Annotated in this window: 20 protein-coding genes and 1 pseudogene; 8 read left to right on the plus strand and 13 right to left on the minus strand. The window is 63.6% G+C overall.

Annotated features, from left to right (window positions below; genetic code table 11):
• The first annotated feature begins 169 nt into the window (after window positions 1-169).
• Both L6639_RS25270 and L6639_RS25275 read left to right on the plus strand, forming a co-directional pair.
• A complete protein-coding gene (locus L6639_RS25270; RefSeq protein WP_237864340.1) occupies window positions 170-895 on the plus strand; it encodes a thermonuclease family protein in 726 nt (241 codons plus the stop codon).
• 186 nt (window positions 896-1,081) lie between these two features.
• Entirely contained in the window at window positions 1,082-2,269 is a 1,188-nt protein-coding gene (locus L6639_RS25275) for a pyridoxal-phosphate-dependent aminotransferase family protein (protein WP_237864341.1), read from the plus strand.
• A 37-nt stretch (window positions 2,270-2,306) separates the two neighbouring features.
• Here the strand turns inward: L6639_RS25275 and L6639_RS25280 are convergent, their stop codons facing one another.
• Together L6639_RS25280 and L6639_RS25285 are read right to left on the minus strand one after the other, a co-directional pair.
• Window positions 2,307-3,407 carry a hypothetical protein gene (locus tag L6639_RS25280; protein WP_237864342.1) on the minus strand — a complete coding sequence of 367 codons (1,101 nt, stop codon included), beginning with the start codon at window positions 3,405-3,407 and terminating at the stop codon, window positions 2,307-2,309.
• Entirely contained in the window at window positions 3,407-4,843 is a 1,437-nt protein-coding gene (locus L6639_RS25285; protein WP_237864343.1) for an MBOAT family O-acyltransferase, read from the minus strand. Before L6639_RS25285 ends, L6639_RS25280 begins: the two co-directional genes overlap by 1 nt.
• A 140-nt stretch (window positions 4,844-4,983) precedes the next feature.
• Here L6639_RS25285 and L6639_RS25290 point away from each other — a divergent pair, with 140 nt between their 5' ends.
• Both L6639_RS25290 and L6639_RS25295 read left to right on the plus strand, forming a co-directional pair.
• The gene (locus L6639_RS25290) at window positions 4,984-7,083 is read left to right on the plus strand and encodes a S9 family peptidase (protein ID WP_237864344.1); all 2,100 of its coding nucleotides are present in this window, start codon (window positions 4,984-4,986) and stop codon (window positions 7,081-7,083) included.
• A gap of 121 nt (window positions 7,084-7,204) precedes the next feature.
• Entirely contained in the window at window positions 7,205-7,765 is a 561-nt protein-coding gene (locus tag L6639_RS25295) for a flavin reductase family protein (protein ID WP_237864345.1), read from the plus strand.
• A gap of 111 nt (window positions 7,766-7,876) precedes the next feature.
• Here L6639_RS25295 and L6639_RS25300 read toward each other — a convergent pair whose 3' ends face one another.
• The 5 genes from L6639_RS25300 to L6639_RS25320 are packed head-to-tail and all read right to left on the minus strand — an operon-like array spanning window position 7,877 to window position 12,992.
• Window positions 7,877-8,596, minus strand: coding sequence for a ribonuclease activity regulator RraA (locus tag L6639_RS25300; protein ID WP_237864346.1), 720 nt, complete (start codon window positions 8,594-8,596; stop codon window positions 7,877-7,879).
• 10 nt (window positions 8,597-8,606) lie between these two features.
• Window positions 8,607-10,343 carry an L-arabinonate dehydratase gene (araD, locus tag L6639_RS25305; RefSeq protein ID WP_237864347.1) on the minus strand — a complete coding sequence of 579 codons (1,737 nt, stop codon included), beginning with the start codon at window positions 10,341-10,343 and terminating at the stop codon, window positions 8,607-8,609.
• Complete coding sequence (locus L6639_RS25310) at window positions 10,340-11,200, minus strand: ABC transporter permease (RefSeq protein WP_237864348.1); 861 nt, start codon at window positions 11,198-11,200, stop codon at window positions 10,340-10,342. Before L6639_RS25310 ends, araD begins: the two co-directional genes overlap by 4 nt.
• A gap of 11 nt (window positions 11,201-11,211) precedes the next feature.
• Window positions 11,212-11,973, minus strand: coding sequence for an ABC transporter ATP-binding protein (locus L6639_RS25315; protein WP_237864349.1), 762 nt, complete (start codon window positions 11,971-11,973; stop codon window positions 11,212-11,214).
• Window positions 11,973-12,992, minus strand: a complete 1,020-nt coding sequence (locus tag L6639_RS25320) for an ABC transporter substrate-binding protein (protein WP_237864350.1) — start codon at window positions 12,990-12,992, stop codon at window positions 11,973-11,975. The genes L6639_RS25315 and L6639_RS25320 overlap by 1 nt, the downstream gene beginning before the upstream one ends.
• 95 nt (window positions 12,993-13,087) lie before the next feature.
• Between L6639_RS25320 and L6639_RS25325 the strand changes: the two genes are divergently transcribed.
• From L6639_RS25325 to L6639_RS25335, 3 genes are all read left to right on the plus strand, one after another.
• Window positions 13,088-13,792 carry a GntR family transcriptional regulator gene (locus tag L6639_RS25325; protein WP_237864351.1) on the plus strand — a complete coding sequence of 235 codons (705 nt, stop codon included), beginning with the start codon at window positions 13,088-13,090 and terminating at the stop codon, window positions 13,790-13,792.
• A 190-nt stretch (window positions 13,793-13,982) separates the two neighbouring features.
• Window positions 13,983-14,402, plus strand: coding sequence for a response regulator (locus L6639_RS25330; protein WP_237864352.1), 420 nt, complete (start codon window positions 13,983-13,985; stop codon window positions 14,400-14,402).
• A gap of 67 nt (window positions 14,403-14,469) precedes the next feature.
• Window positions 14,470-17,976, plus strand: a complete 3,507-nt coding sequence (locus tag L6639_RS25335; RefSeq protein WP_237864353.1) for a PAS domain S-box protein — start codon at window positions 14,470-14,472, stop codon at window positions 17,974-17,976.
• A gap of 151 nt (window positions 17,977-18,127) precedes the next feature.
• Here L6639_RS25335 and L6639_RS25340 read toward each other — a convergent pair whose 3' ends face one another.
• Complete coding sequence (locus L6639_RS25340) at window positions 18,128-18,763, minus strand: response regulator transcription factor (protein WP_057748544.1); 636 nt, start codon at window positions 18,761-18,763, stop codon at window positions 18,128-18,130.
• A gap of 164 nt (window positions 18,764-18,927) precedes the next feature.
• Between L6639_RS25340 and L6639_RS25345 the strand changes: the two genes are divergently transcribed.
• Window positions 18,928-19,230 (plus strand): hypothetical protein, encoded by a 303-nt coding sequence (locus L6639_RS25345; protein WP_237864354.1) that lies wholly within the window; start codon window positions 18,928-18,930, stop codon window positions 19,228-19,230.
• Between the two features lie 53 nt (window positions 19,231-19,283).
• On the opposite strand, the gene L6639_RS25350 is transcribed toward L6639_RS25345, so the two are convergent.
• From L6639_RS25350 to L6639_RS25370, 5 genes and pseudogenes are all read right to left on the minus strand, one after another.
• Entirely contained in the window at window positions 19,284-19,787 is a 504-nt protein-coding gene (locus L6639_RS25350; RefSeq protein ID WP_128949238.1) for a response regulator, read from the minus strand.
• 142 nt (window positions 19,788-19,929) lie between these two features.
• Window positions 19,930-20,247 carry a hypothetical protein gene (locus L6639_RS25355; RefSeq protein WP_057748535.1) on the minus strand — a complete coding sequence of 106 codons (318 nt, stop codon included), beginning with the start codon at window positions 20,245-20,247 and terminating at the stop codon, window positions 19,930-19,932.
• A 2-nt stretch (window positions 20,248-20,249) separates the two neighbouring features.
• Window positions 20,250-21,131 (minus strand): CheR family methyltransferase, encoded by an 882-nt coding sequence (locus tag L6639_RS25360; RefSeq protein WP_237864355.1) that lies wholly within the window; start codon window positions 21,129-21,131, stop codon window positions 20,250-20,252.
• Window positions 21,132-21,165: 34 nt separating this feature from the next.
• Window positions 21,166-21,555 carry a response regulator gene (locus L6639_RS25365; RefSeq protein ID WP_237864356.1) on the minus strand — a complete coding sequence of 130 codons (390 nt, stop codon included), beginning with the start codon at window positions 21,553-21,555 and terminating at the stop codon, window positions 21,166-21,168.
• 35 nt (window positions 21,556-21,590) lie between these two features.
• Window positions 21,591-21,693: pseudogene (locus tag L6639_RS25370) on the minus strand (chemotaxis protein CheW); the annotation flags it as partial.

A 21,693-nucleotide genomic window follows, 5' to 3' on the forward strand; every position in this document is an offset into this window, starting at 1 on the left:
ACCAACTCTTGATGGTGGGCACGCTACGCTTTGCCCACCCTACGAGACCTGTGCCGTGCAATGACGGGAAATTGAAAGCCTATCTGTTCGGCCTATGCTGGCCGCAAGGCCTAAAGCCGACCACAATTGCCCGGCTTATCAAGGTGTTCTTGAGACAATGCGGACCGGCATGTTGCGAAAATTCCTGATTGCGCTGTCTTTGCTCAGCTTGCCATCGCTGGCGCTGGCCGCTGATATCACCGGCACGGCGAAGATCCGCGATGGCGATTCCGTCCTGATCGGCACGACGCGGATCCGGCTCGGCGGCATCGACGCGCCCTCAGCCGACCAGCTCTGCCTCAACACCAAGAGCGAGCGCTGGACCTGCGGCGTTGCCGCACGCGACGAGCTCGCCAAATACTCCGAGGGCAAGACCTGGGTCTGCCATGCCCGCTCGATCGACCGGCGTGGCCGCACCGTGGCGCGCTGCGAGGTCGGCGGCGAAGACATCCAGAAATGGCTGGTGCGCAGCGGCTGGGCGCTGGCCTATGTCCGCCTCTCGAAGGACTACGAGGCGGACGAAGCGGCAGCGCGCGAAGCAAAAGCCGGGATGTGGCAGGGCGCCTTCATCGCGCCCTGGGACTGGCGCGTGCGCAACAAGAAGACCACGATCCTGGGTGCCACCAAGCCGCCCGAGGGCGCTCATGCGGTGCTGCTCGCCTCGGCCTCGGGGCCGGTCGCGCCCTCGCCGGATTGCACCATCAAGGGCAACGTCAACTCGTCCGGCGAGTGCATCTACCACCGGCCAACCAGCCGCTGGTACGCCCAGATCAAGATGAAGATCAGCAAGGGCACCCGCTGGTTCTGCTCGGTCGAGGAGGCTGAGGCCGCCGGCTGCCGGGAGACCAAGAGATAGAGCATGGTCCGGACCCGAAGGGCCGCGTCAGCGCAAAGTGTGACGCGGTTTTCCGACAAGACCATGCTCAAAACAAAAAGCCGCCCCAGACCTGCGTTTTCGGTGCTTTTCTCGGCCCTTCCCGCCGCGTAGAAAGAATAAATCAGCGACCCACCAGACAGTCTTCACGACACAAGGAAGATAGCAATGACCGTTCGCGCGGGCCGGGAATTTCTGGCCATCCCCGGACCCACCACGATGCCCGACGCGGTGCTCCAGGCGATGCATCGTCCGGCGATCGACATCTACTCCAGGGAGATGCTCGAGCTGACTGAAAGCCTGCTCCGGGACATCTCGAATCTATTTGCCACGAAAGGCAAATCCTACATCTACATCGCCAACGGCCACGGCGCCTGGGAAGCCGCTTTGAGCAACGTGCTGTCGCGCGGCGACAAGGTGCTGGTGCTGGAGAGCGGACGCTTCGCGATCGGTTGGGGCAATGCGGCAGCCTTGATGGGCGCCGAGGTCGAGGTGCTCAAGGGCGATTGGCGCCGCGCCGTGCGGCCGCATGAGGTCGAGGAGCGGCTGCGCCGCGACACCGAGCACAAGATCAAGGCCGTCGTCGTCGTCCAGATCGACACGGCCTCCGGCGTGCAGAACGACATCGAGGCGATCGGCAAGGCCATCAAGGCCGCCGGCCATCCCGCGCTGTACATGGTCGACACCGTCGCCTCGCTCGGCTGCATGCCGTTCGAGATGGACAAATGGGGCGTCGACGTCGCGATGTCCGGCTCGCAGAAAGGCCTGATGACGCCGCCCGGCCTCGGCTTCGTTGCTGCCAACGCCCGCGCGCAGGAGGTCCACAAGAAGGCGAACATGTCGACGCCCTACTGGAGCTGGAGCGAGCGCGAGGGCACCGAGAATTACCGCAAATATGCCGGCACCGCACCGGTGCATCTGTTGTTCGCCTTGCGCAAGGCGATCGACATGCTGCATGAGGAAGGGCTGGAAAACGCGTTCCGCCGCCACGCCTTGCTTGGCGAAGCCACACGCCGCGCGGTCGGCGCATGGACCGAAGGCCAGGTGCTCGGCTTCAATGTCGCCGAGCCGCATGAGCGCTCCAACACCGTGACCACGGTGACCATGGCCACCGGTCACGATCCCGCGGTGCTGCAACGCTACTGCAAGGAGAAGTGCGGCGTCGTGCTCGGCACCGGCATCGGCGATCTGTCCGGCCAAGCCTTCCGCATCGCCCATATGGGCCACGTCAATGCGCCGATGCTGCTCGGTACGTTGGGGGTCATCGAGGTCGGTCTCAACGCGCTGAAGATCCCGCACGGCAAGGGCGGGCTCGAGGCCGCGGTGACGTATCTCGGCGAGCAGGTGGCGGTGTAGGTGCTTCTTCCTTCTCCCCTTGTTGGAGAGGGGAAGTTCAGCGCTCGAGGCGATACGCCTCCACCTGCGCCTTCAGCGCATCCAACGACGCGAGCGGATTGCTCGCGTCGACCCGGTATTCCCCGCTCGCCAGCCATGACAGCACCTTCGCGTCCACCACCGGCGAATGGTGGATGACGTCGCCGTAATTGGCGAGATCGTGCGTCACCGCCTTGATCGCGCGGAAATCATGCAGACGCACATTGGGGAGCTGCGTCAGGCGCTGCGCAATGACAGCCGTGAGATCCATGACGATCTTCAACGTCTCGGGTGATGCATCGCGCATGGCGACGAATTGCAGGATGGAGTATGGCGGGAAGTAGATGTCGAACGTCACGTCGGGATGACGCGTGATCAGGCCCACGGCATCCTGCTCGAAATGCCGGACCATGGCCTCATAACCATAGCCTTCACCGAGAAAGCGGCTGCGCGATGGCGCGGTGATGTAGGCGAACGAAGCCAGCGCCTTGTTCGCATTGTAGTTACGCGCGACGTCGACGTTTCGCGGCAGGGCATAGATGTCATCGACATCAGCCAGTGCGAATGTAACGGGCAGATAAGGCGCCGCCTGTGTCAGTGGCTGCTTCAACGGCGGGATCGACCGCAACAGCGCGAACAGGGATTCCTTCGCCATCGCCGCGCTGAACAGATAGGACGCGATGCCTTTCGTGGTCCTGCGGTAGAGATCGACGGAGAGATAAGGATCGGCCTCGATGTCGGCAGCATCGACGAAGATAAAGTCGTCCATCTCCCAGATCACGCGCCTGGCACCGCGATCGATCGCCTGCTCCATCACAAAACTCTGCTGACGCGAATTCGATCCGGTCATCGCCAGCTTGAGCGAGTGCACACCGAGCACGCGGTCGATGTCGCTCTGGCGGAAGTGAATCGCGAGCGAGGTGCCCATGAAGACGGTATCGAATGACTGGCTGCGGATCAGTCCGGCATTCTGCACGCGGGTGTCATCGGAATAGAAGGCGGAGCGCGAGGAGCGGAACAGTTGCAGGGGATCGACGGCATAAGTCAGCACTGCTGCGCCGAGCACGCAGGCGATGCTCGCGAGCAGAAGCTGCCTGATATGTGTGAAAGTGCCCTGCATCAGAACCGGAAATAGATGAATTCGCTGTGGCTCTGGATGCCCAGAATGCCAAACGCGAGCACCAGCGATGCGCCGTAGAGCACCAGCGGCCGCATGCGCCCTGCCCGCAACGCTTCGCCCACCCGGCGATTGCCGTGATCATAGCCCATGATGGATTGCGTGTTCGGCGCCAGCCAGACCAGCGCGGCATAGATTGCGATCAGCGCCATCGCTGCAATCTCCTCGCGGCCGAAGACGATATTCGAGGGATCTGCCATGGCGCGGAGCACCCGCAGCGCCCAGTCAATGCTCACGGCACGGAAGAACACCCAGGCAATAACGACGGCAAGGAACGTCAGTACGGCGCCTGCCATGCGGGCCGGCCGCGCAAGCGCCGATGGGATGTTCGGCACCAGCGCATTGAAGGCGTGATTGACGCAGAGATAGGCGCCGTGCAGCGCACCCCACGCCACGAACGTCCAGGCCGCGCCGTGCCAGAGCCCGCCGAGCAGCATCGTGATCATCAGGTTGACGTAGCGCAGCAGGCGGCCGCGCCTGTTACCTCCGAGCGGGATGTAGAGATAGTCGCGCAGGAATTGCGACAGCGTCATGTGCCAGCGACGCCAGAACTCGACGATGCTGGCGGCCTTGTAAGGCGAGTTGAAATTCACCGGCAGGAAGATGCCGAACATCAGCGAGATGCCGATCGCCATGTCGGAATAGCCGGAGAAATCGAAATAGAGCTGGAACGTGTAAGCGAGCGCGCCAAGCCAGGCCTGGTCAAAGCTCGGCGAGCGCGCCTCGAAGGCGAGCGCGACCAGTGGCTGGATGCCGTCGGCAAGGCAGGTCTTCTTGAACAGGCCGATCGCGAAGATGATGACACTGCACAGGATCAGATGCGCGTCGGGATGCTTGGACTCCTTCCGCTCGAATTGCGGGATCATGTCCTTGTGGTGGAGGATCGGCCCCGCGATCAGATGCGGAAAATATGTCACGAACAGCGCGTAATGCGGCAGCGCATAGGCTGCGACCCGGCCACGATACGCATCCACCAGGAACGCAATCTGGGTGAATGTGTAGAAGGAGATACCGACCGGCAGCAGGATGTGGATCGCAAAGTGCGTGCCGAGCAATGCATTGAAATTCTCGGCGGCGAAGCCGGCATATTTGAAGATGCCGAGCACGATGAGATCGCCGGCGACGCCGAGGGCAAGCGCGGCCTTTCGTTGCGCGGGGCGGAGCTTCGCCACGACGAGGAGATGGCCGATACCATAATTGAAGGCGATCGACATCAGCAGCAAGGCCACGAACTGCCAGTTGCCGATGGCGTAGAAGGCGAGCGAGGCCAGCGCCAGCCAGATCACCGGCGCAAGATTGCTGCGTCGTCCCAGCCAGAAATAGCCGGCCAGAACGACCGGCAGGAACAGCAGGATGAACGGGTAGGAGTTGAAGAGCATCAGGCTGAACCGGCGGCTGGATTGTCGCCCCTAAAGCATAGAAGGGACCGATCAACAACCCGGCGACTTGAAGCACCGGCGCTGGCAATTCGCGAATTCGGGACGATATAAGACGGAACACACTTCTCAATGAGGATCGAGTGACCCAGGCCAAGACAACCTCCCAGCCCCCCGTCGCCCCGCGCCGGCCGCATTCCTTGACCCGGCATGGCATTAGCGTGACCGACGACTATGCCTGGCTGAAGGATGCGAAATGGCAGGAGGTGCTGCGCGACCCCGGAGTGCTCGACCCTGATATCCGCAAATATCTGGATGAGGAGAACGGCTACACCGAGAGCCTGCTCGGCCACACCGCTGGCTTGCAGAAGACGCTGGTGCGCGAGATGCGCTCCCGCATCAAGGAGGACGATTCCAGTGTGCCGTCGCCGGACGGGCCTTTCGCCTATTTCCGCAGGTTTCGCGAAGGCGGGCAGCACGAGCTGTTCGGCCGCATGCCGCGCGATGGCGGCGTTGAGCATATCGTGCTCGACGGCGATGCGCTGGCAAAAGACCACAAATATTTCAAGTTCGGCGGCAGCCGGCACTCCAACGACCACAAGCTGCAGGCCTGGAGCGCCGACACCAAGGGCTCGGAATATTTCACGATCCGCGTTCGTGACTGGGCGAGCGGCCAAGATCTCGCTGACCTCGTCGAGGAGACAGACGGCGGCGTGGTCTGGGCCTCGGATTGCAAGAGCTTCTTTTATGTGAAGCTCGACGACAATCATCGGCCGATGCAGGTGTGGCGCCACAAGCTCGGCACCAGGCAGGCCGACGACACGCTCGTTTATGAAGAGCAGGATGCCGGCTGGTTCACCCATCTGCATGAGAGCACCAGCGGCCGCTTCTGCGTGATCGCCGGCGGTGACCACGAAACGTCGGAGCAGCGACTAATCGATCTTGCCGCCCCCGAGATGCCGCCGCGCCTGGTCGCGGCGCGCGAAGAGGGCGTGCAATATTCGCTCGCCGATCGCGGCGACGAGCTCTTCATCCTCACCAATGCGGATGATGCCATCGATTTCAAGATCGTCACCGCGCCGCTCAATGCACCCGAGCGCAAGAACTGGCGCGACCTGATCCCCTACCGTCCCGGCATCTACATCATCGACCTCGATCTCTATGCCGGCCATCTGGTGCGGCTGGAGCGCGCCAATGCACTGCCCGCGATCGTGATCCGCGAGCTCGCCGGCGGAGAAGAGCACGCGATCGCCTTCGACGAGGCCGCCTATTCGCTCGACACGATGGGCTCCTACGAATTCGACACCACGAATTTGCGCTTTGCCTATTCGTCGATGACGACGCCGTCGGCAGTCTACGACTACGACATGGCCAAGCGGACGCGCACGCTTCGCAAGCGCCAGGAGATACCGTCTGGCCACGACGCCGCCGACTATGTCACCACGCGCATCATGGCGAAGGCGCCAGATGGCGCCGAGGTGCCGGTGTCGATCCTCCATCGCCGCGGGCTCAAGCTCGACGGCGCCGCACCGCTGCTACTCTACGGCTACGGCTCCTACGGCATGGCGATGCCGGCCTCGTTCAGCGCCAACCGGCTGTCGCTGGTCGACCGCGGCTTCGTCTACGCCATCGCCCATATCCGCGGCGGCGCCGACAAGGGCTGGGGCTGGTATCTCGACGGCAAGCGCGAGAAGAAGACGAACTCGTTCGACGACTTTGCCGCCAGCGCCCGTGCGCTGATCGATGCGAAGTACACCAGCGCAAAGCGCATCGTCGGCCATGGCGGCTCGGCCGGCGGCATGCTGATGGGCGCGGTCGCCAACCGCGCCGGCGAATTGTTCGCCGGCATCGTCGCCGAGGTGCCGTTCGTCGACGTGCTCAACACCATGCTCGACGACACGCTGCCGCTGACGCCGCCGGAATGGCCGGAATGGGGCAACCCGATCGAGAGCGAGAAGGATTTTCGCACCATCCTGTCCTACTCGCCCTACGACAATGTCGCGGCGAAGGACTATCCGGCGATCCTGGCGATGGGCGGATTGACCGACCCGCGCGTCACCTATTGGGAGCCCGCCAAATGGATCGCCCGGCTGCGCGCGACCATGAGCGGCGGCGGTCCGGTGCTGCTGCGCACCAACATGGGCGCCGGCCATGGCGGTGCCTCGGGCCGGTTTGACCGGCTCGATGAAGTCGCGATCGTCTACGCGTTTGCGCTGTGGGCGACGGGAATGGCGGAGGCATAGACCCGCAGCCGGGATGGAGCGCAAGCGTAATCCGGGATTCGTGCGGACCACAGCATCGTTCCCGGAGTGCGCTCCGCTCCATCCGGGCCACAGGGCACCAACGGAGTCATAGGGATCGAGCATGCCGCGCTACACCAAGCGGGATTTTCCAGTCGCAAACGTCCGCCGCTTCCTCGAGCCGGGCCCCATCGTGCTGGTCAGCTCGGCCCACAAGGACGAGACCAACATCATGACGATGGGCTGGCACATGATGATGGAATTCACCCCCGCCCTGATCGGCTGCATCATCTCAAGCGAGAACCACAGCTTCGAGCTGATCCGCAGGAGCCGCCAGTGCGTGATCAACATTCCGACCGCCGACCTTGCGGCCACGGTCGTCAAGATCGGCAACTGCTCGGGGCGCGACGTCGACAAGTTCAGCGAGTTCGGCCTGACGCCCAGGGCCGGCACCCATGTCCGCGCGCCGCTGGTTGAGGAGTGCTACGCCAATTTCGAATGCCGGCTTGTCGATTCGAGGCTGGTGAAGACGTACAACATGTTCGTGTTCGAGGTGGTGAAGGCGCATGCGGCCACGTCGCCGAAACTGCCGAAGACCATTCACTATCGCGGCGACGGCGAGTTCATGATGTCCGGCGTCGAGACGCGCAAGTTTCGCAAGCTGTTCCGGCCGGAGATGCTGTGACCTCGTAACCTCGTAGCCCGAATGGAGCGCGGCGCAATCCGGGATTCCCAGCGCGGAGATGACCCGGATTTCGCTGCGCTCCATCCGGGCCACGGGCTTACCCTGGCCTCATTACCTTCCGTTCTTCTTTCGCCATTCCGCGAAATCGGTCAGCGTCTGCGGGTCGGTCGCGGGATAGAGACCGAAAATGCCGCGGCCTCGGCTTACTTCCTCGGTGACGAAATCCTCGAACGCGGTCATCTCGAAGGTCTCGTTGGCGATCTCGTCGGCCAGATGCGCGGGGATCACGATGACACCGTCGGCATCGCCGAGGATGACGTCGCCGGGAAACACCGGCGCATCGCCGCAGCCGATGGGAACGTTGATCTCGATCGCCTGATGCAGCGTCAGATTGGTCGGCGCTGACGGGCGATGGTGATAGGCGGGGATGCCGAGCTTGGCGATCTCGGCGGAATCGCGAAAGCCGCCATCCGTGACGACGCCGGCGACACCGCGCTTCATCAGCCGCGTCACCAGGATCGCGCCGGCCGAGGCCGCGCGCGCGTCCTTGCGGCTGTCCATCACCAGCACGGCACCCGGCGGGCAGTCCTCGACGGCCTTGCGCTGCGGATGGGAGCGATCCCTGAACACCTCGATGGTGTTGAGGTCCTCGCGCGCCGGCATGTAGCGCAGCGTGAAGGCCTCACCGACCATGGTCGGCTGGTCAGGGCCGACGGGATGCACGTCCTGGATCATCTGGATGCGCAGGCCGCGCTTGAACAGCGCGGTGGCGACGGTGGCGGTCGAGACGGATTTGAGCTTGTTGCGGGTGGCTTCGCTGAGTTTTGACATGATCTGCTCTCTAGTAGATCGACGGCTCGCCGATCGGCGCGCCGAAATCGGTCTCGAGGAAGTCGAAGTCGCAGCCGTCATTGGCCTGCTTGATATGCTTGGTGAACATCCAGCCATAGCCGCGCTCGAAGCGGCGCTCGGGCTGCTTCCAGGCGGCGCGGCGCTTGTCGAGTTCGACTTCTGAGACATCGAGATTGATGGTGCGTGCTGCGACGTCGAGCGTGATGCGATCGCCGTTCTGCACCAGCGCCAGCGGGCCGCCGATATAGGACTCGGGCGAGACGTGCAGGATGCAGGCGCCGTAGCTGGTGCCGCTCATGCGCGCATCCGAGATGCGCACCATGTCACGCACGCCCTGCTTCACGAGTTTTGTCGGAATCGGGAGCATGCCCCATTCCGGCATGCCCGGCCCACCCTGCGGCCCCGCATTGCGCAGGATCAGGATGTGGTCTTCGGTGACGTCGAGATTGGGATCATCCACCGCCTTCTTCATCGAGGGATAATCGTCGAACACCAGCGCAGGCCCGGTGTGCTTGAGGAAGCGCGGTGCACACGCGCTCGGCTTGATGACGCAGCCGTCGGGCGCGAGATTGCCCTTGAGCACGGCGAGCGCGCCCTCCTTGTAGATGGGATTGGCGACTGACCGGATCACGTCGGCATTATGCACCTCGGCGCCGTCGATGTTCTCGCCCAGCGACTTCCCTGTCACCGTGATGCAATCGAGGTGCAGATGCTGCTTGATCTGGCCCATCAACGCCGGCAGGCCGCCGGCATAGAAGAAGTCTTCCATCAGATAGGCCTCGCCGCTTGGGCGTACGTTGGCGATCACAGGCACCTTGCGGCTCGCGATTTCGAAATCGTCTAGGCCGATGTCCTGGCCGGCGCGGCGGGCCTGCGCGATCAGATGGATGATCGCGTTGGTCGAGCAACCCATCGCCATCGCGACCGCAATGGCGTTCTCGAACGCCTTGCGGGTCTGGATCGCCTTCGGCGTCAGATCCTCCCACACCATCTCGACGATGCGGCGGCCGCATTCGGAGGCCATGCGGATGTGATTGGCATCGGCCGCCGGAATCGAGGAGGCGCCCGGCAGCGTCATGCCGATCGCTTCGGCAATCGCCGTCATGGTCGAGGCCGTACCCATGGTCATGCAGGTGCCGTAGCTGCGGGCGATGCCGGCTTCGATGTCGAGCCAGTCCTTGTCGGAGATCTTTCCGGCGCGGCGCTCGTCCCAGTACTTCCAGCCGTCGGAGCCGGAGCCGAGCGTCTTGCCCTTCCAATTGCCGCGCAGCATGGGACCTGCCGGCAGGTAGATCGCAGGAATGTTCATCGAGGTCGCGCCCAGCAGCAGTGCCGGCGTGGTCTTGTCACAGCCACCCATCAGCACCACGCCATCGACCGGATGGCTGCGCAGCAGCTCTTCGGCCTCCATCGCCAGCAGATTGCGATAGAGCATGGTGGTCGGCTTGAGCAGCGATTCCGACAGCGACAGCGCCGGCAATTCCACCGGCAGGCCGCCCGCCATCAGGATGCCGCGCTTGACGTCATCGACACGCGACTTGAAGTGCATGTGGCAGGGCTGTGCTTCCGACCAGGTGTTGATGATCGCGATGCACGGCCGGTCCTTCCACTCCTCCGGGGCGTAGCCCATCTGCATGGCGCGGGAGCGGTGACCGAACGAGCGAAGGTCGTCTGGTGCAAACCAGCGCGCGCTGCGGAGCTGGTCGGGTGCTTTCTTCTTGGTCATGATTGGGTGCCCCATTTCTGCACGGTGTTCCGCTCGATGGCGCGGAAGATCAGGTTCTCGACAAAGAGCCCGATGATAATCACCGTCAAGAGGCCTGCGAAGACCGCAGGTATGTCGAGGAGGTTGCGGTTCTCGAAGATGAACCAGCCGAGCCCGCCCTGCCCCGAGGACACGCCGAACACCAGCTCGGCCGCGATCAGCGTGCGCCAGGCAAAGGCCCAACCGATCTTGAGGCCGGTGAGGATCGAGCCGAAGGCGGCCGGAATAAGGATTTTCGCCACATAAGGCAGCCCGCGCAGGCCGTAATTGCGACCGACCATGCGCAGCGTGTTGGATACGCTCTTGAAGCCGGAATGGGTGTTGAGCGCGACCGGCCACAGCACCGAATGGATCAGCACGAACACGAGACTGCCATTGCCGAGGCCGAACCAGATCAGCGCCAGTGGCAAGAGCGCGATCGCGGGCAGCGGATTGAACATCGCCGTCACCGTCTCCAGGAAATCGGTGCCGATCCGGGTCGAGATCGCGAGGATCGTGAAGATCGCGGCCAGCACGATGCCGGCCGAATAGCCCATGAACAGGACCTTGAGCGAGGTCCAGGCACGCATGGGAATGGTGCCGTCCTTGACGCGGTCGAACAGCGTGACAGCGGTGTCGTGCAACGTCGGGAACAGCAGGGGATTGTCGAGGTAGACCCCGTAAGCTTCCCAGACCGCGGCCAGCAACAGGATGATCACGGTCTTGCGGACGAAGCCGTCGTTCCAGAGCAGCTCGGCCACGCTCAGCTTGCGCTCGACCTCGCCTGCGCTGCTGGCCGCGACCGGCGCATCACGCAGCAGGATTCTCGCTCCGCCCATAAGCTGTTCCTTCAATGCGCGGTGGCTTCGCCGGCGAACAGGAGATCGTGGATCTCCTTCTCCAGCCGGCCGGCGCTGCCGTCTTCGTTCGAGACCTTGTCGACGTCGACCACCTCGGCCTTGACCCGGCCGGGATGCGGCGACAGCAGCAGAATGCGGTTGCCGATGCGGATCGCTTCCGCAATCGAATGGGTCACGAACAGCACGGTGAATTTGGTCTCGCTCCAGAGCTGGAGCAGCTCGTCCTGGCAGGTCCGGCGCGTGAGCGCGTCGAGCGCTGCGAACGGCTCGTCCATCAAGAGAATGTCGGGCTCCATCGCCATGCCGCGCGCGATCGCGACGCGCTGCTTCATGCCGCCGGACAGCGTGTGCGGGTAGGCATCGACCACGCGGGTAAGGCCGACCTTCTCGATATAGGCCCGCGCCTTCGCTTCGGCGTCCTTGCGGGGCAGCTTTCGCGCCACCAGCAACGGGAACATCACGTTGGCGAGCACGCTCTTCCACGGCAGCAGCTGGTCGAACTCCTGGAAGATCATCATGCGATCGGCGCCCGGGCCGTGGATCTCGCGACCACTGATGCTCATGCGGCCTTCGCTCGGTGTCATGTAGCCGCCGACGGCCTTGAGCAAGGTGGACTTGCCGCAGCCGGACGGCCCGAGCAGCACGAAGCGGTCGGACTTGTCGACGGTGAAGCTCACCCTCTCGGTAGCGGTGACGACGGCGCTGGAGGTCTTGTAGCGCAGCGTCACCGAGCTGACGTCGAGCAACGCCATCAGTTGCCTTTCAGGTCGTGCGCGACGGGGAGATAATAGTCCGTCCAGGCCTTGGGCTGGGTCTTCAGCGTACCGGTCTTGTAGAGATGGGCTGCGAATTTCATCGTGCCCTGCGGCTCGAGATTCCACTCCATCATGCCGGGTTCCTTGAGGAGGCCGAGCAATTCCTCCACCGAGGTCTTGTCGCCGGTGATCTCCTTGTAGATCTCGACGGCCTGTTTGGTATCGCTGCGGATCAGGTCCTGCGCTTCCTTGGTGGCGTCGCGCACGGCCTGGATGATTTTCGGATTGGCGTCGGCGAATTTCGTCGTGGTGAAGAACTGCGCTTGGCTGAGCGGACCGCCCATCACGTCGGGCGAATTCAGCACGACATGCGCGCCCGGAACGTTCTTCAGCTCCAGGTAGGTGAAGGGCGGGATCGAGAAGTGGTTGTGCACCTCGTGCTTGGGATTGGATAACGCCGCATAGGCGTCGGGATGTCCGAGCTGCACGGTGTTGGCGTCGAGCTTCGACCATTGGTCGGCGCCGAAGGCCTCGGCCGCCGCGATCTGAAGCACGATCGCCTGGGTCGAGACCTTTACGGTCGGCACCGCGATCTTGTCGCTCGGGCCAAAATCCTTGATCGATTTGATGTTGGAATCACGGCTGATCAGCGTCATCGGCTGCGCTGACGTGGCGACGATGCCCTTCACGCCGCCGCGGGTGCGATCCCACAGCAGCAGGAGATTGCCGGTGCCGGTATTGAGGATGTCGACGCCGCCCGCAAGCAGCGCATCGGTCTGCGCACCGCCGCCGGAGAAGGTGACCCATTTGGTAGTCACGCCTGATACGCCGAGCGCAGCCGCATGCTTCTCGATCAGCTTCTGCTTCTCCATGATGTGGCTCGGCATGTAGAAAATGCCGGGCTGCCGCGACAGGGAGATCTCGGATTTCTGCTGCGCCCGCGCGGACGACGTCGACAGGACCGCCGCGGCGATCAGGGCGATGGCGGCACAGCCCCGCTGGAATGGGTTGATCATTGTTGTTCGTTTCCTCCGGCTGGCATTGACGGGCGGCCTTTGTGATGCACTAATGCATTAGTGCATCAAAGGCAAGCCGGCTGGGAGCCGCCTCCATGGAATCAGCCCGTCCCGCGCCGCGCGCGGCCGCCCGGCTCGACCGAGCAAGGCAAGCCGCGCCGCAGGTGTTCGAGCGGCTGCGCAATGCGATCATCGCGCTGGAGCTGCCGCCAGGCGCGCCGCTGTCGCGCGCGGAACTCGCCGCCCAGTTCGGAGTCAGCTCGACGCCCGTGCGCGATGCGCTGATGCGGCTCGAGGAAGAGGGCCTGGTCGATGTATTTCCGCAGCACGCGACCGTGGTCAGCCAGATCGACGTCGACCGCGCGCAACAGGCGCATTTCCTGCGCCAGGCTCTGGAGCTCGAGATCGTGCGTCTGCTTGCGGAGACGCCTGATCCGGCCCTGATCATTCGCCTCGATCACGCCATCACACTGCAACAGCAATTCACCAAGGCCGGCGACTTCGAGGCCTTCATGGCCGCCGACAATGATTTCCATGCGCAGCTCTATGCCGCCGCCGGAAAGCAGGATTTGTGGACGCTGGTGCGCAGCCGCAGCGGACATATCGACCGGCTGCGCCGGCTCCATCTGCCCTCGCCCGGGAAGGCTCAGAACATCCTGCGCCACCACAGACTGATCACACGTGCGATCGAGGCCGGCGATGCCGATGCTGCACAACAGCATCTGCGAAAGCATCTGTCAGGGACGCTGAGCGAGCTCGACACGATCCGCAGCCACCATCCCCAATACCTCACCGACTAGCCGGGCTGTATTAGGGGACTTGTGCACGCAAGCATACATATGAAAAACGCGTCGGAATTCTCCTACTACGCGTAAACCATCCGATCGGTCGCGAAGTGCTTGCAGGACGGACACAATCCGCGCAACAATTTCGCATTTGGAGCTTTAATTTGGGTCGCGGGCATTCCCTTCCGACCCGGAGGTTTTTGACGTGGCCAACATCCTGATCGTGGATGACGACCCGGCCGTTCAGCTGACAATCCGGCTGCTGTTGGAGCGGGCCGGTCACCACGTGACAGTCGCTGGCGACGGCCGCAAAGGGCTCGCTTTGTTCGAGGCCAGCGAGTTCGACCTGCTGTTCCTCGACATCTACATGCCGGGCATGGACGGACTGGAGACGATGCGCCACGTCCGGGCCCTGAGACCTGCCATTCCGATCGTCGTCATTTCCGGCCGCTCGATCACGCCGGACTCCTATGCCGAGCCGGATTTCCTGAAGATGGCGACCAAGCTTGGCGCCGTTGCGAGCTTGCAGAAGCCGTTCCGGGCCGACGCGCTGCTGGCGGCGGTCGACAATTGCCTGAAGGCGGGCGAGTCGGAGGGGTCCGAAGTCAATGCCAGCCGCCGATGAGGGGAGCACCTCCACAGCTCAAGGCCAGAACAGGCGCGATCTTCCAGGGAGTCCTGCAAGAATTCCCATGACGCTCGCGACCCGACTGGCCGTCGCGATGATTCTGCTGGTGGCGGTTACGGTGGCGGCGGTCGGTTGGCTGGGCTACCGCAACATCTCGCAGGCCGTCATTCCGCGCGTCCTGGAGCGGGTCGAAGCTCAGTCGCGCCTGCTGGCCAATAATCTTGAATCCTACGTTGCCGGAGTTCGCGGCGATCTTGTCGGCTACCGCTCTGCCGCGGCCATCAACGGTCTGATCCGTGCTCACGTCGGTGGCGGAATTGACGCGCTTGACGGCGTGACCGAGCAAACCTGGCGTGATCGCATCGCGGCGCGGCTCGCAGCCGAAATCGAGGCCAAGCCCAGCTACGCGCAGTTTCGAATCATCGGTCTTGACGACGACCAGCGCGAGCTGGTCCGCGTCGATCGCTCCGGCCCGAACGGAACAGCGCGGATCGTCCCCAACAGCGAGTTGGAGCGCAAGAGCGAGCGAACCTACTTTCAGGAAACGATCCGGCTCGCGGCGGGCCAGATTTATGTTTCGCCAATCGAGCTGGCGACCCACCGCGGCGGGACCACAGTCCTGCACACGCCGACTCTACGGGTCGGGACGCCACTGTTCACACCTGACGGCAAGCCATTCGGCATCATCATCGCCAATATCGACATGCGTCCGGCACTCGACCGCATCCGCTCGACGACGAGCTCAGGAGGAGAGATTTTCGTCGTGAACGCGCGCGGCGACTATCTGGTTCATCCCGATCGCGCACGAGAATTCGGTTCGTTGCGCGGCCACCCGACCAACTGGCGCGACGATTTTCCCTATTTTGCAGCCTTGGCCGGCACGCGGGATGCGACCACGCAGCTCATCACCGATGCGTCCGGCCGGCCGAGTGGCGCGGCATTGGCGCCGGCACTGCTCGCGGATGCGGATTGGGTTGGAATCATCGAGACGATTCCTCCGGCCGTCTTCGGCCGCGTGCCGGCCGCGATTCAAAAAACGTCCTTGCTGGTCGGCATGCTTGCGGTCTTCGCCGCGGCTTTACTCGCAGTGCTGCTCGCACGCTCCTTGACGCGCCCGATCACCCGCCTGACCACGGCCGTTGAGGCTATCGGCAACGGACAGCCGTCCGACATACCCCTCGACGCGAGCGGCGAGACCGGCGCGCTGGCGCGGGCTTTTGCCCAGATGGTCGAAGAAACGCGCGCGAAAGCAGCCGCGCTCGAACGCGAGGTCGAGGAGCATCGCCGCACCGAGGCTGCACGAAGCCATCATGCGACGCGCGAGCTCTTGTTCAGCGCCGCTGTGGAATCATCCGACGATGCCATCGTGATGCAATCCCTCGATGCCATCATCACCGGTTGGAATCCCGCCGCCGAACGGCTCTATGGATATCAGGCGAACGAAGCGATCGGGAAGTCCACCTCGATCATTGTCCCGCCCGACCGCCGCGAGCAGGGCAAGGACTACTTGGCGCGGATCTCGAAGGGCGAGCCGGTCGAACGCTTCGAGACGGTCCGGCTGCGCAAGGACGGCACGCCAGTCGAAATCGCACTCAGCCTGTCGCCGATCAGGGGACCGTCGGGCGAGATCACAGGCGCCTCCGGGTCCGCGCGCAGCCTGACCGAAGCGCGGCGCGCGGAGCGGGCGCTACAGCAGCAGCTGGAGGAGCGACGGCAGCTGTTCGACACCTCGCAGGATCTGATCATGATCATGAACTCGCGCGGCCACATCGTGCAGATCAGCCCGAGCAGCGAGGTTATTCTCGGTTACGCGCCCGACGAGATGATCGGACGCAGCGGCGCCGATTTCATCCATCCCGCTCACCTCGAGCTATCCCGCGAGGAGATGCGCGAGCTTCGGCGCGGCGGACATCCGAAGCTCGCCGACACGCGCTGCTTCCACAAGGACGGCCGCGAGGTCTGGCTGTCCTGGCTCGGCAACTGGTCGGATCAGGCCAAGCGCTTCTTCTTCGTCGGACGCGACATGACCGAAGCGAGGCTGGCTGCAGAATCCCTGCGCGACAGCGAGCAGCTTGCGCGCAACATCGTCGAGACCGCGCTCGACGCCTTTGTCCAGACCGACGAACGCAGCACCATCCTGAACTGGAGCTCGCGGGCCGAGGAGCTGTTCGGTTGGCGGCGGGACGAGGCGCTGGGCAAGAATGCGGTCGAGCTGATTGTCGCCGAGAGCGAGCGCGAGAGGGTCAATGCCGGCCTCGCGCGCTTTCTCGATTCGGCAGAGGGGCAGACGCTCAACCGCCGCCGCGAGCTGATGGTCCGCCACCGCGACGGCAAGGAATTCAGGGCGGAGCTGAGCGTCACGGCGCTCAAGCGCCGCGAGGGCATCCTGTTCAACGTGTTCTACCGCGACCTCACCGACAAGATCGCCTCCGAGGAGCGGGTCCGGCACGCCGAGAAGATGGAGGCGGTCGGCCAGCTCACCGGCGGCGTGGCGCATGATTTCAACAACATTCTCACCGTCATCACCGGGACGATCGAGATCCTGGCCGACGCGGTGGCCAAGGATCCGGGGCTTGCCGCGATCACGAAGATGATCGACGAGGCTGCCGGCCGCGGCGCCGAGCTGACCCAGCACCTGCTCGCCTTTGCCCGCAAGCAGCCGCTGCAGCCGCGCGAGATCGACATCAATTCGCTGATCATCGACACCGCGAAGCTGTTGCGGCCGACGCTGGGCGAGCAGATTCAGATCGAATCCGTGTTCGAGGACGAGAGCTGCGTGGCGGTCGTCGATCCGAACCAGCTCACCACGGCAATCCTCAACCTCGCGCTCAACGCGCGCGACGCGATGCCCGGCGGCGGCAAGCTGATCCTGGAGACGGGCGCCGCCTATCTCGACGAGGTCTATGCCAGCGCCAACGATGTCCCGCCCGGTCACTACGTGCTGATCGCGGTAAGCGACACCGGCACCGGCATTCCGTCCCACATGCTGGCGCGCGTCTTTGATCCCTTCTTCACCTCGAAGGGGCCGGGCAAGGGCACCGGCCTCGGCCTCTCCATGGTCTACGGCTTCATCAAGCAGTCCGCGGGTCACATCAAGATCTACAGCGAGGAAAGCCATGGCACGACGATCAAGATGTACCTGCCGCCGGGCAAGATACCCGCGGTGGTCGCCGATGGCGTGACGCCGGCATCGATCGAAGGCGGGCACGAGACCATCCTGGTGGTCGAGGACGACCGGCTGGTGCGCGACTATGTGCTGGCCCAATTGCATTCGCTGGGCTACGTGACCCTGCAGGCCGCCAATGCCGCGGAGGCACTCGCGATCGTCGCCAGCGGCAAGCATTTCGATCTGCTGTTCACCGACGTGATCATGCCCGGCAAGATGAACGGACGGCAGCTCGCCGACGAGGTGCTGAAGACGCGGCCCGATCTCAAGGTGGTCTACACGTCAGGCTATACCGAGAACGCGATCATCCATCACGGCCGGCTGGATTCAGGCGTGCTGCTGCTGGCGAAGCCGTATCGCAAATCCGACCTTGCGCGGATCATCCGCAGGGCGCTGAACGGTTGACGTGGCCCCGCGTGTCCCGGACGCGCGGCAGCGTCTCACGCTGCTGCGCAGAGCCGGGACCCAAAACTGTCAGCCGTTGAGTTGGAGAGATGGGCCCCGGATCTGCAGCGCATCACTGCGTGACGCGCTGCGTCCGGGGCACGAGACCATTTTACGACGCGCGCTGGGCTGCGGTCATCACGATGCGGATCAGGTCGGCGGCATTGCGGGCGCCGAGCTTCTTCATGATGTTGGCGCGGTGATCCTCGATGGTACGCGGGCTGATACCGAGCGTGCGGCCCGCTTCCTTGTTGGAAGCACCGGCGGCGAACTGCTCGAGCACCTCGCGCTCCCTGCGCGTCAGCGGCTCGCGGCCGGGGAAGTGCAGCGAGCCGAATTTCGGCGAGGCGTTCTCTGCCTGCCTGCGTGCATACGCGCCGATCGCCTCGTCCAGCCGGCCCACGATCTCGCTGCCGCGGAACGGCTTCTCGATGAAATCCAGCGCGCCGCTCTTGATCGCACCCACTGCCATCGCGATGTCACCCTGCCCGGAGATCATGAAGATCGGAGCCGGATAGTCCTCGCCGTGCAGCTCCTTCAGAATGTCGAGGCCCGACTTCCCGGGAATGTGCACATCGAGCAGGATCGCGGCCGGTGTGCGGTTTCGCGCGACGGACAGCAGGGCCGCACCGTCCGCAAAACAAATCACCTCATAGCCCGCCGCCTTCAACACCATCGACAAGGTGTCGCGAACAGCCGGGTCGTCATCGACCACGAAGATCTCACCACGGGAGGTTTGTTCGACCATGTGCCATGTCCATTCGCCAAGCCACGCCGGCAGTCAAGGACTCGCGTCCGCGCCTGATGTTTATGGCTTTCGGCGCAGATTCGGCCCACCCGCATTTGTACGGGACATGAACTTAACGCACAAGTAGCGCTGAGGTGCCTTATTGCGGGGGACGGAGAATATCCATGCTAAATTACGCCGGCACACCCCCGCTTGCCGCAATGGCTGAAACGGACAGCCGTCAGTTGATCGCGGCCGAACTTCGCTCCCTGATCGCGCGCATCGAGATCAGCATGCGTCTGATCGACGCTGCTATGGAGCCGGATGACGATAGCGCTGTCTTGACTGCCGATCTGGGTTCCAGCGACATCATCGTGCTCGACGACATCACGCCCCGCTTTGCCACGGCGAGCGCCGCCCTCAATGCCTGCAGGGCGGAGCTCGGTCACGCCCTGAAAAAGCTGTCGGAATCTGGCAATCCGGCCTAGGCGGCAATCAGCGCGGCCGATTTGCCGCACCGACTGCATGGCACCTCCGCGCCTCAGGCGCGGTGCCGTTCCACGATTGCGTCGGTCGCAACGCCGCCCCAGGTATGGATAGTCGGTAGTCCCATCGCAGTCTTGCCGAGATTGGCGAGGCTGATGCGCAGCGCAGCAAGATCAAGCGGCTTCGGCAGGCTCTGAAGCTCGATCCCGACCGAGCGGGCGAAGCTGCGAGCGGCGCTGCGGCGCTTGCCGTCCATGCCGCTGATCACGATCACCGAGCCGGTGAATTTAGCCGCCGCCATCTCGCGCAGCACGTCGATGCCGTCACCATCCTCCAGCACGAGGTCGAGCGTCACGCAGTCGAAGCGCGCGGCACGCAGCTTTTCGATGGCTTCCGCAACCGACGGCGCAACGGCCACTTCATGGCCGGCCTGCTTGGCGGCGACCGTGATCAGGCTGCGCTGCGTGGCGTCGTCATCGACCACCAGGAGCTGAAGCGCGCGCCGCTCGGCGACGTCGGGCAGGTTTGACGTGATGGGGGAGAGAGAGCTTCTTGGCATGGCCGGACCCTGAAATTGCGACCGCCTGATGATACACGGCGCGCGCTTAAGCCACGTAAAGCGGGGTCGGCGAATTCGTTCGGATGTTTTCAGAAAATGTGAAGCAACACGTCAGGAAAAGGCAGCAAGGAGTGCGTGGCGATCACGCCACTGCGTCATGGCCGTTGGCCGCGCCGCGCTTCTTGCGGTTCTTGCCGCGCAGGAACTGGATGTCCATCTCCGCGCCGTTGACGCGCACCAGCTCGCAGCGGCGGTAGGCAAGGCCGGTGGAGGACAGCAGCAGGAAGAACTCCTTCAGGTTCAATCCCTGGATCGAACCCTCGACCGTAAGGATGGCGTCGGTGTCCGAAATCGCATTGAGCGTACAGTCGCGCCGCCATGTGCCGTCGATGGCCATGATGCAGACATCATATCCACGACTGAATGTGACGCGCTCTACGCCCTTGCCATCCTCGGCCATGCTTATCGTCCTGCCATTGCCGCCACGCGCGGCGCTGCGACACCGTCAGCCGCCGGCTTGGCCGCTGCCGCACGCGGATCGTTCGGTCTGTAGAGGCCGCGGCGATCGGCGAGCGGCCTGAACGTATCAGTCAGCCCGACCACGGTTTCCGCCGCGCCGAGCACCAGGAAGCCGTCGGGCTCGATCTGGCGGGCAAGGCGGTTGAAGATGTTGATCTTGGTTTCCTGATCGAAATAGATCAGGACGTTGCGGCAGAAGATGACGTCGAACGTGCCGAGGTGCGAAAAATCCTGCAGCAGATTGAGCTGGCGGTGCTGGATCATCGCCCGCAGTTCGGGATTGATCTGCCAGGTCTCGCCGGTCTGCTTGAAATGCTTCATCAGCATCTGGATCGGCAGACCGCGCTGCACTTCGAACTGGCTGTAGACGCCGGCTTTGGCCTTCTCGAGCACCTCCTGCGAGAGGTCCGTCGCGATGATCTCGACACGCCAGCCGGTCAGTGCCGCGCCCATTTCCTTCAGCGTCATGGCGAGCGAATAGGGCTCCTGCCCGGTCGAGCCGGCGGCGCACCAGATCCGCACGCTGCGGCGACCGGCGCGAGCCTTGAGAACCTCAGGCATGATGGTGTCGCGGAAATGATCGAACGGAACCTTGTCGCGAAAGAAGAAGGTCTCGTTCGTGGTCATGGCTTCGACCACGCTGGTGATGAGCACGCTCGAGCCGCCCTGCAATTTCTGCACGAGCTCGGGGATACCGGGCAGCCCGGCCTTGCGCGCCAGCGGCAGCAGGCGGCTTTCGATCAGATATTGCTTGTCCGCGGACAGGTCGAGGCCGGAGCGCTCTTTCAGCAACTTACGCAGATACTCGTAGTCGGGCGAGTTCACAGGATACCTCTTGACGCTACTAACGGGTGTGTTTTCAGGCCGCCGTCTCTTCTTCGCGCGCGACCAGTCCGACCTCCTGGAACTTCGCCAATACGATTTCCTTGTCGAACGGCTTCATGATGTATTCGTTGGCACCGCCACCCATCGCCTTGGTGATGTGGTCGATGCCGTTCTCGGTGGTGCAGAACACCACCTTGGGCTCGTCGCCGCCGGGCATGCGGCGCAGCGTGCCCAGGAATTGGAAACCGTCCATGACGGGCATGTTCCAGTCCAGCAGGATCGCTTCCGGCATGGCCCTCTTGCAATGGACCAGCGCTTCGACGCCGTCTTCGGCTTCAATGACCTGGAAGCCCAGCGCTTCGACGATGCGGCGCGCGACCTTGCGAACGATGCTGGAATCGTCAACCACCAAACACGTCTTCATCTTGGATCTCCGGCTAAAATCTCTTTCGTGAAAGTTCAGGCAGCCATTTGCACTTTGGTTTCGAGCTCGAGCACGCGGTCGACGTCGAGGACGACCATGAGCTGGCCGTCGAGACGGTGGACGCCGCCGGCGAGCTTG

It is taken from the genome of Bradyrhizobium zhengyangense, assembly GCF_022012555.1.
In the GTDB taxonomy this organism is placed as follows: domain Bacteria; phylum Pseudomonadota; class Alphaproteobacteria; order Rhizobiales; family Xanthobacteraceae; genus Bradyrhizobium; species Bradyrhizobium zhengyangense.

Coding starts and splice junctions, on each gene's coding strand:
- L6639_RS25355 (WP_057748535.1), bottom strand. CDS start 20,247: ATGGCCGAGGATGGCAAGGGCGTAGAGCGCGTCACATTCAGTCGTGGA.
- L6639_RS25275 (WP_237864341.1), top strand. CDS start 1,082: ATGACCGTTCGCGCGGGCCGGGAATTTCTGGCCATCCCCGGACCCACC.
- L6639_RS25335 (WP_237864353.1), top strand. CDS start 14,470: ATGACGCTCGCGACCCGACTGGCCGTCGCGATGATTCTGCTGGTGGCG.
- araD (WP_237864347.1), bottom strand. CDS start 10,343: ATGACCAAGAAGAAAGCACCCGACCAGCTCCGCAGCGCGCGCTGGTTT.
- L6639_RS25340 (WP_057748544.1), bottom strand. CDS start 18,763: ATGGTCGAACAAACCTCCCGTGGTGAGATCTTCGTGGTCGATGACGAC.
- L6639_RS25310 (WP_237864348.1), bottom strand. CDS start 11,200: ATGGGCGGAGCGAGAATCCTGCTGCGTGATGCGCCGGTCGCGGCCAGC.
- L6639_RS25345 (WP_237864354.1), top strand. CDS start 18,928: ATGCTAAATTACGCCGGCACACCCCCGCTTGCCGCAATGGCTGAAACG.
- L6639_RS25315 (WP_237864349.1), bottom strand. CDS start 11,973: ATGGCGTTGCTCGACGTCAGCTCGGTGACGCTGCGCTACAAGACCTCC.
- L6639_RS25285 (WP_237864343.1), bottom strand. CDS start 4,843: ATGCTCTTCAACTCCTACCCGTTCATCCTGCTGTTCCTGCCGGTCGTT.
- L6639_RS25320 (WP_237864350.1), bottom strand. CDS start 12,992: ATGATCAACCCATTCCAGCGGGGCTGTGCCGCCATCGCCCTGATCGCC.
- L6639_RS25280 (WP_237864342.1), bottom strand. CDS start 3,407: ATGCAGGGCACTTTCACACATATCAGGCAGCTTCTGCTCGCGAGCATC.
- L6639_RS25300 (WP_237864346.1), bottom strand. CDS start 8,596: ATGTCAAAACTCAGCGAAGCCACCCGCAACAAGCTCAAATCCGTCTCG.
- L6639_RS25325 (WP_237864351.1), top strand. CDS start 13,088: ATGGAATCAGCCCGTCCCGCGCCGCGCGCGGCCGCCCGGCTCGACCGA.
- L6639_RS25365 (WP_237864356.1), bottom strand. CDS start 21,555: ATGAAGACGTGTTTGGTGGTTGACGATTCCAGCATCGTTCGCAAGGTC.
- L6639_RS25350 (WP_128949238.1), bottom strand. CDS start 19,787: ATGCCAAGAAGCTCTCTCTCCCCCATCACGTCAAACCTGCCCGACGTC.
- L6639_RS25295 (WP_237864345.1), top strand. CDS start 7,205: ATGCCGCGCTACACCAAGCGGGATTTTCCAGTCGCAAACGTCCGCCGC.
- L6639_RS25270 (WP_237864340.1), top strand. CDS start 170: ATGTTGCGAAAATTCCTGATTGCGCTGTCTTTGCTCAGCTTGCCATCG.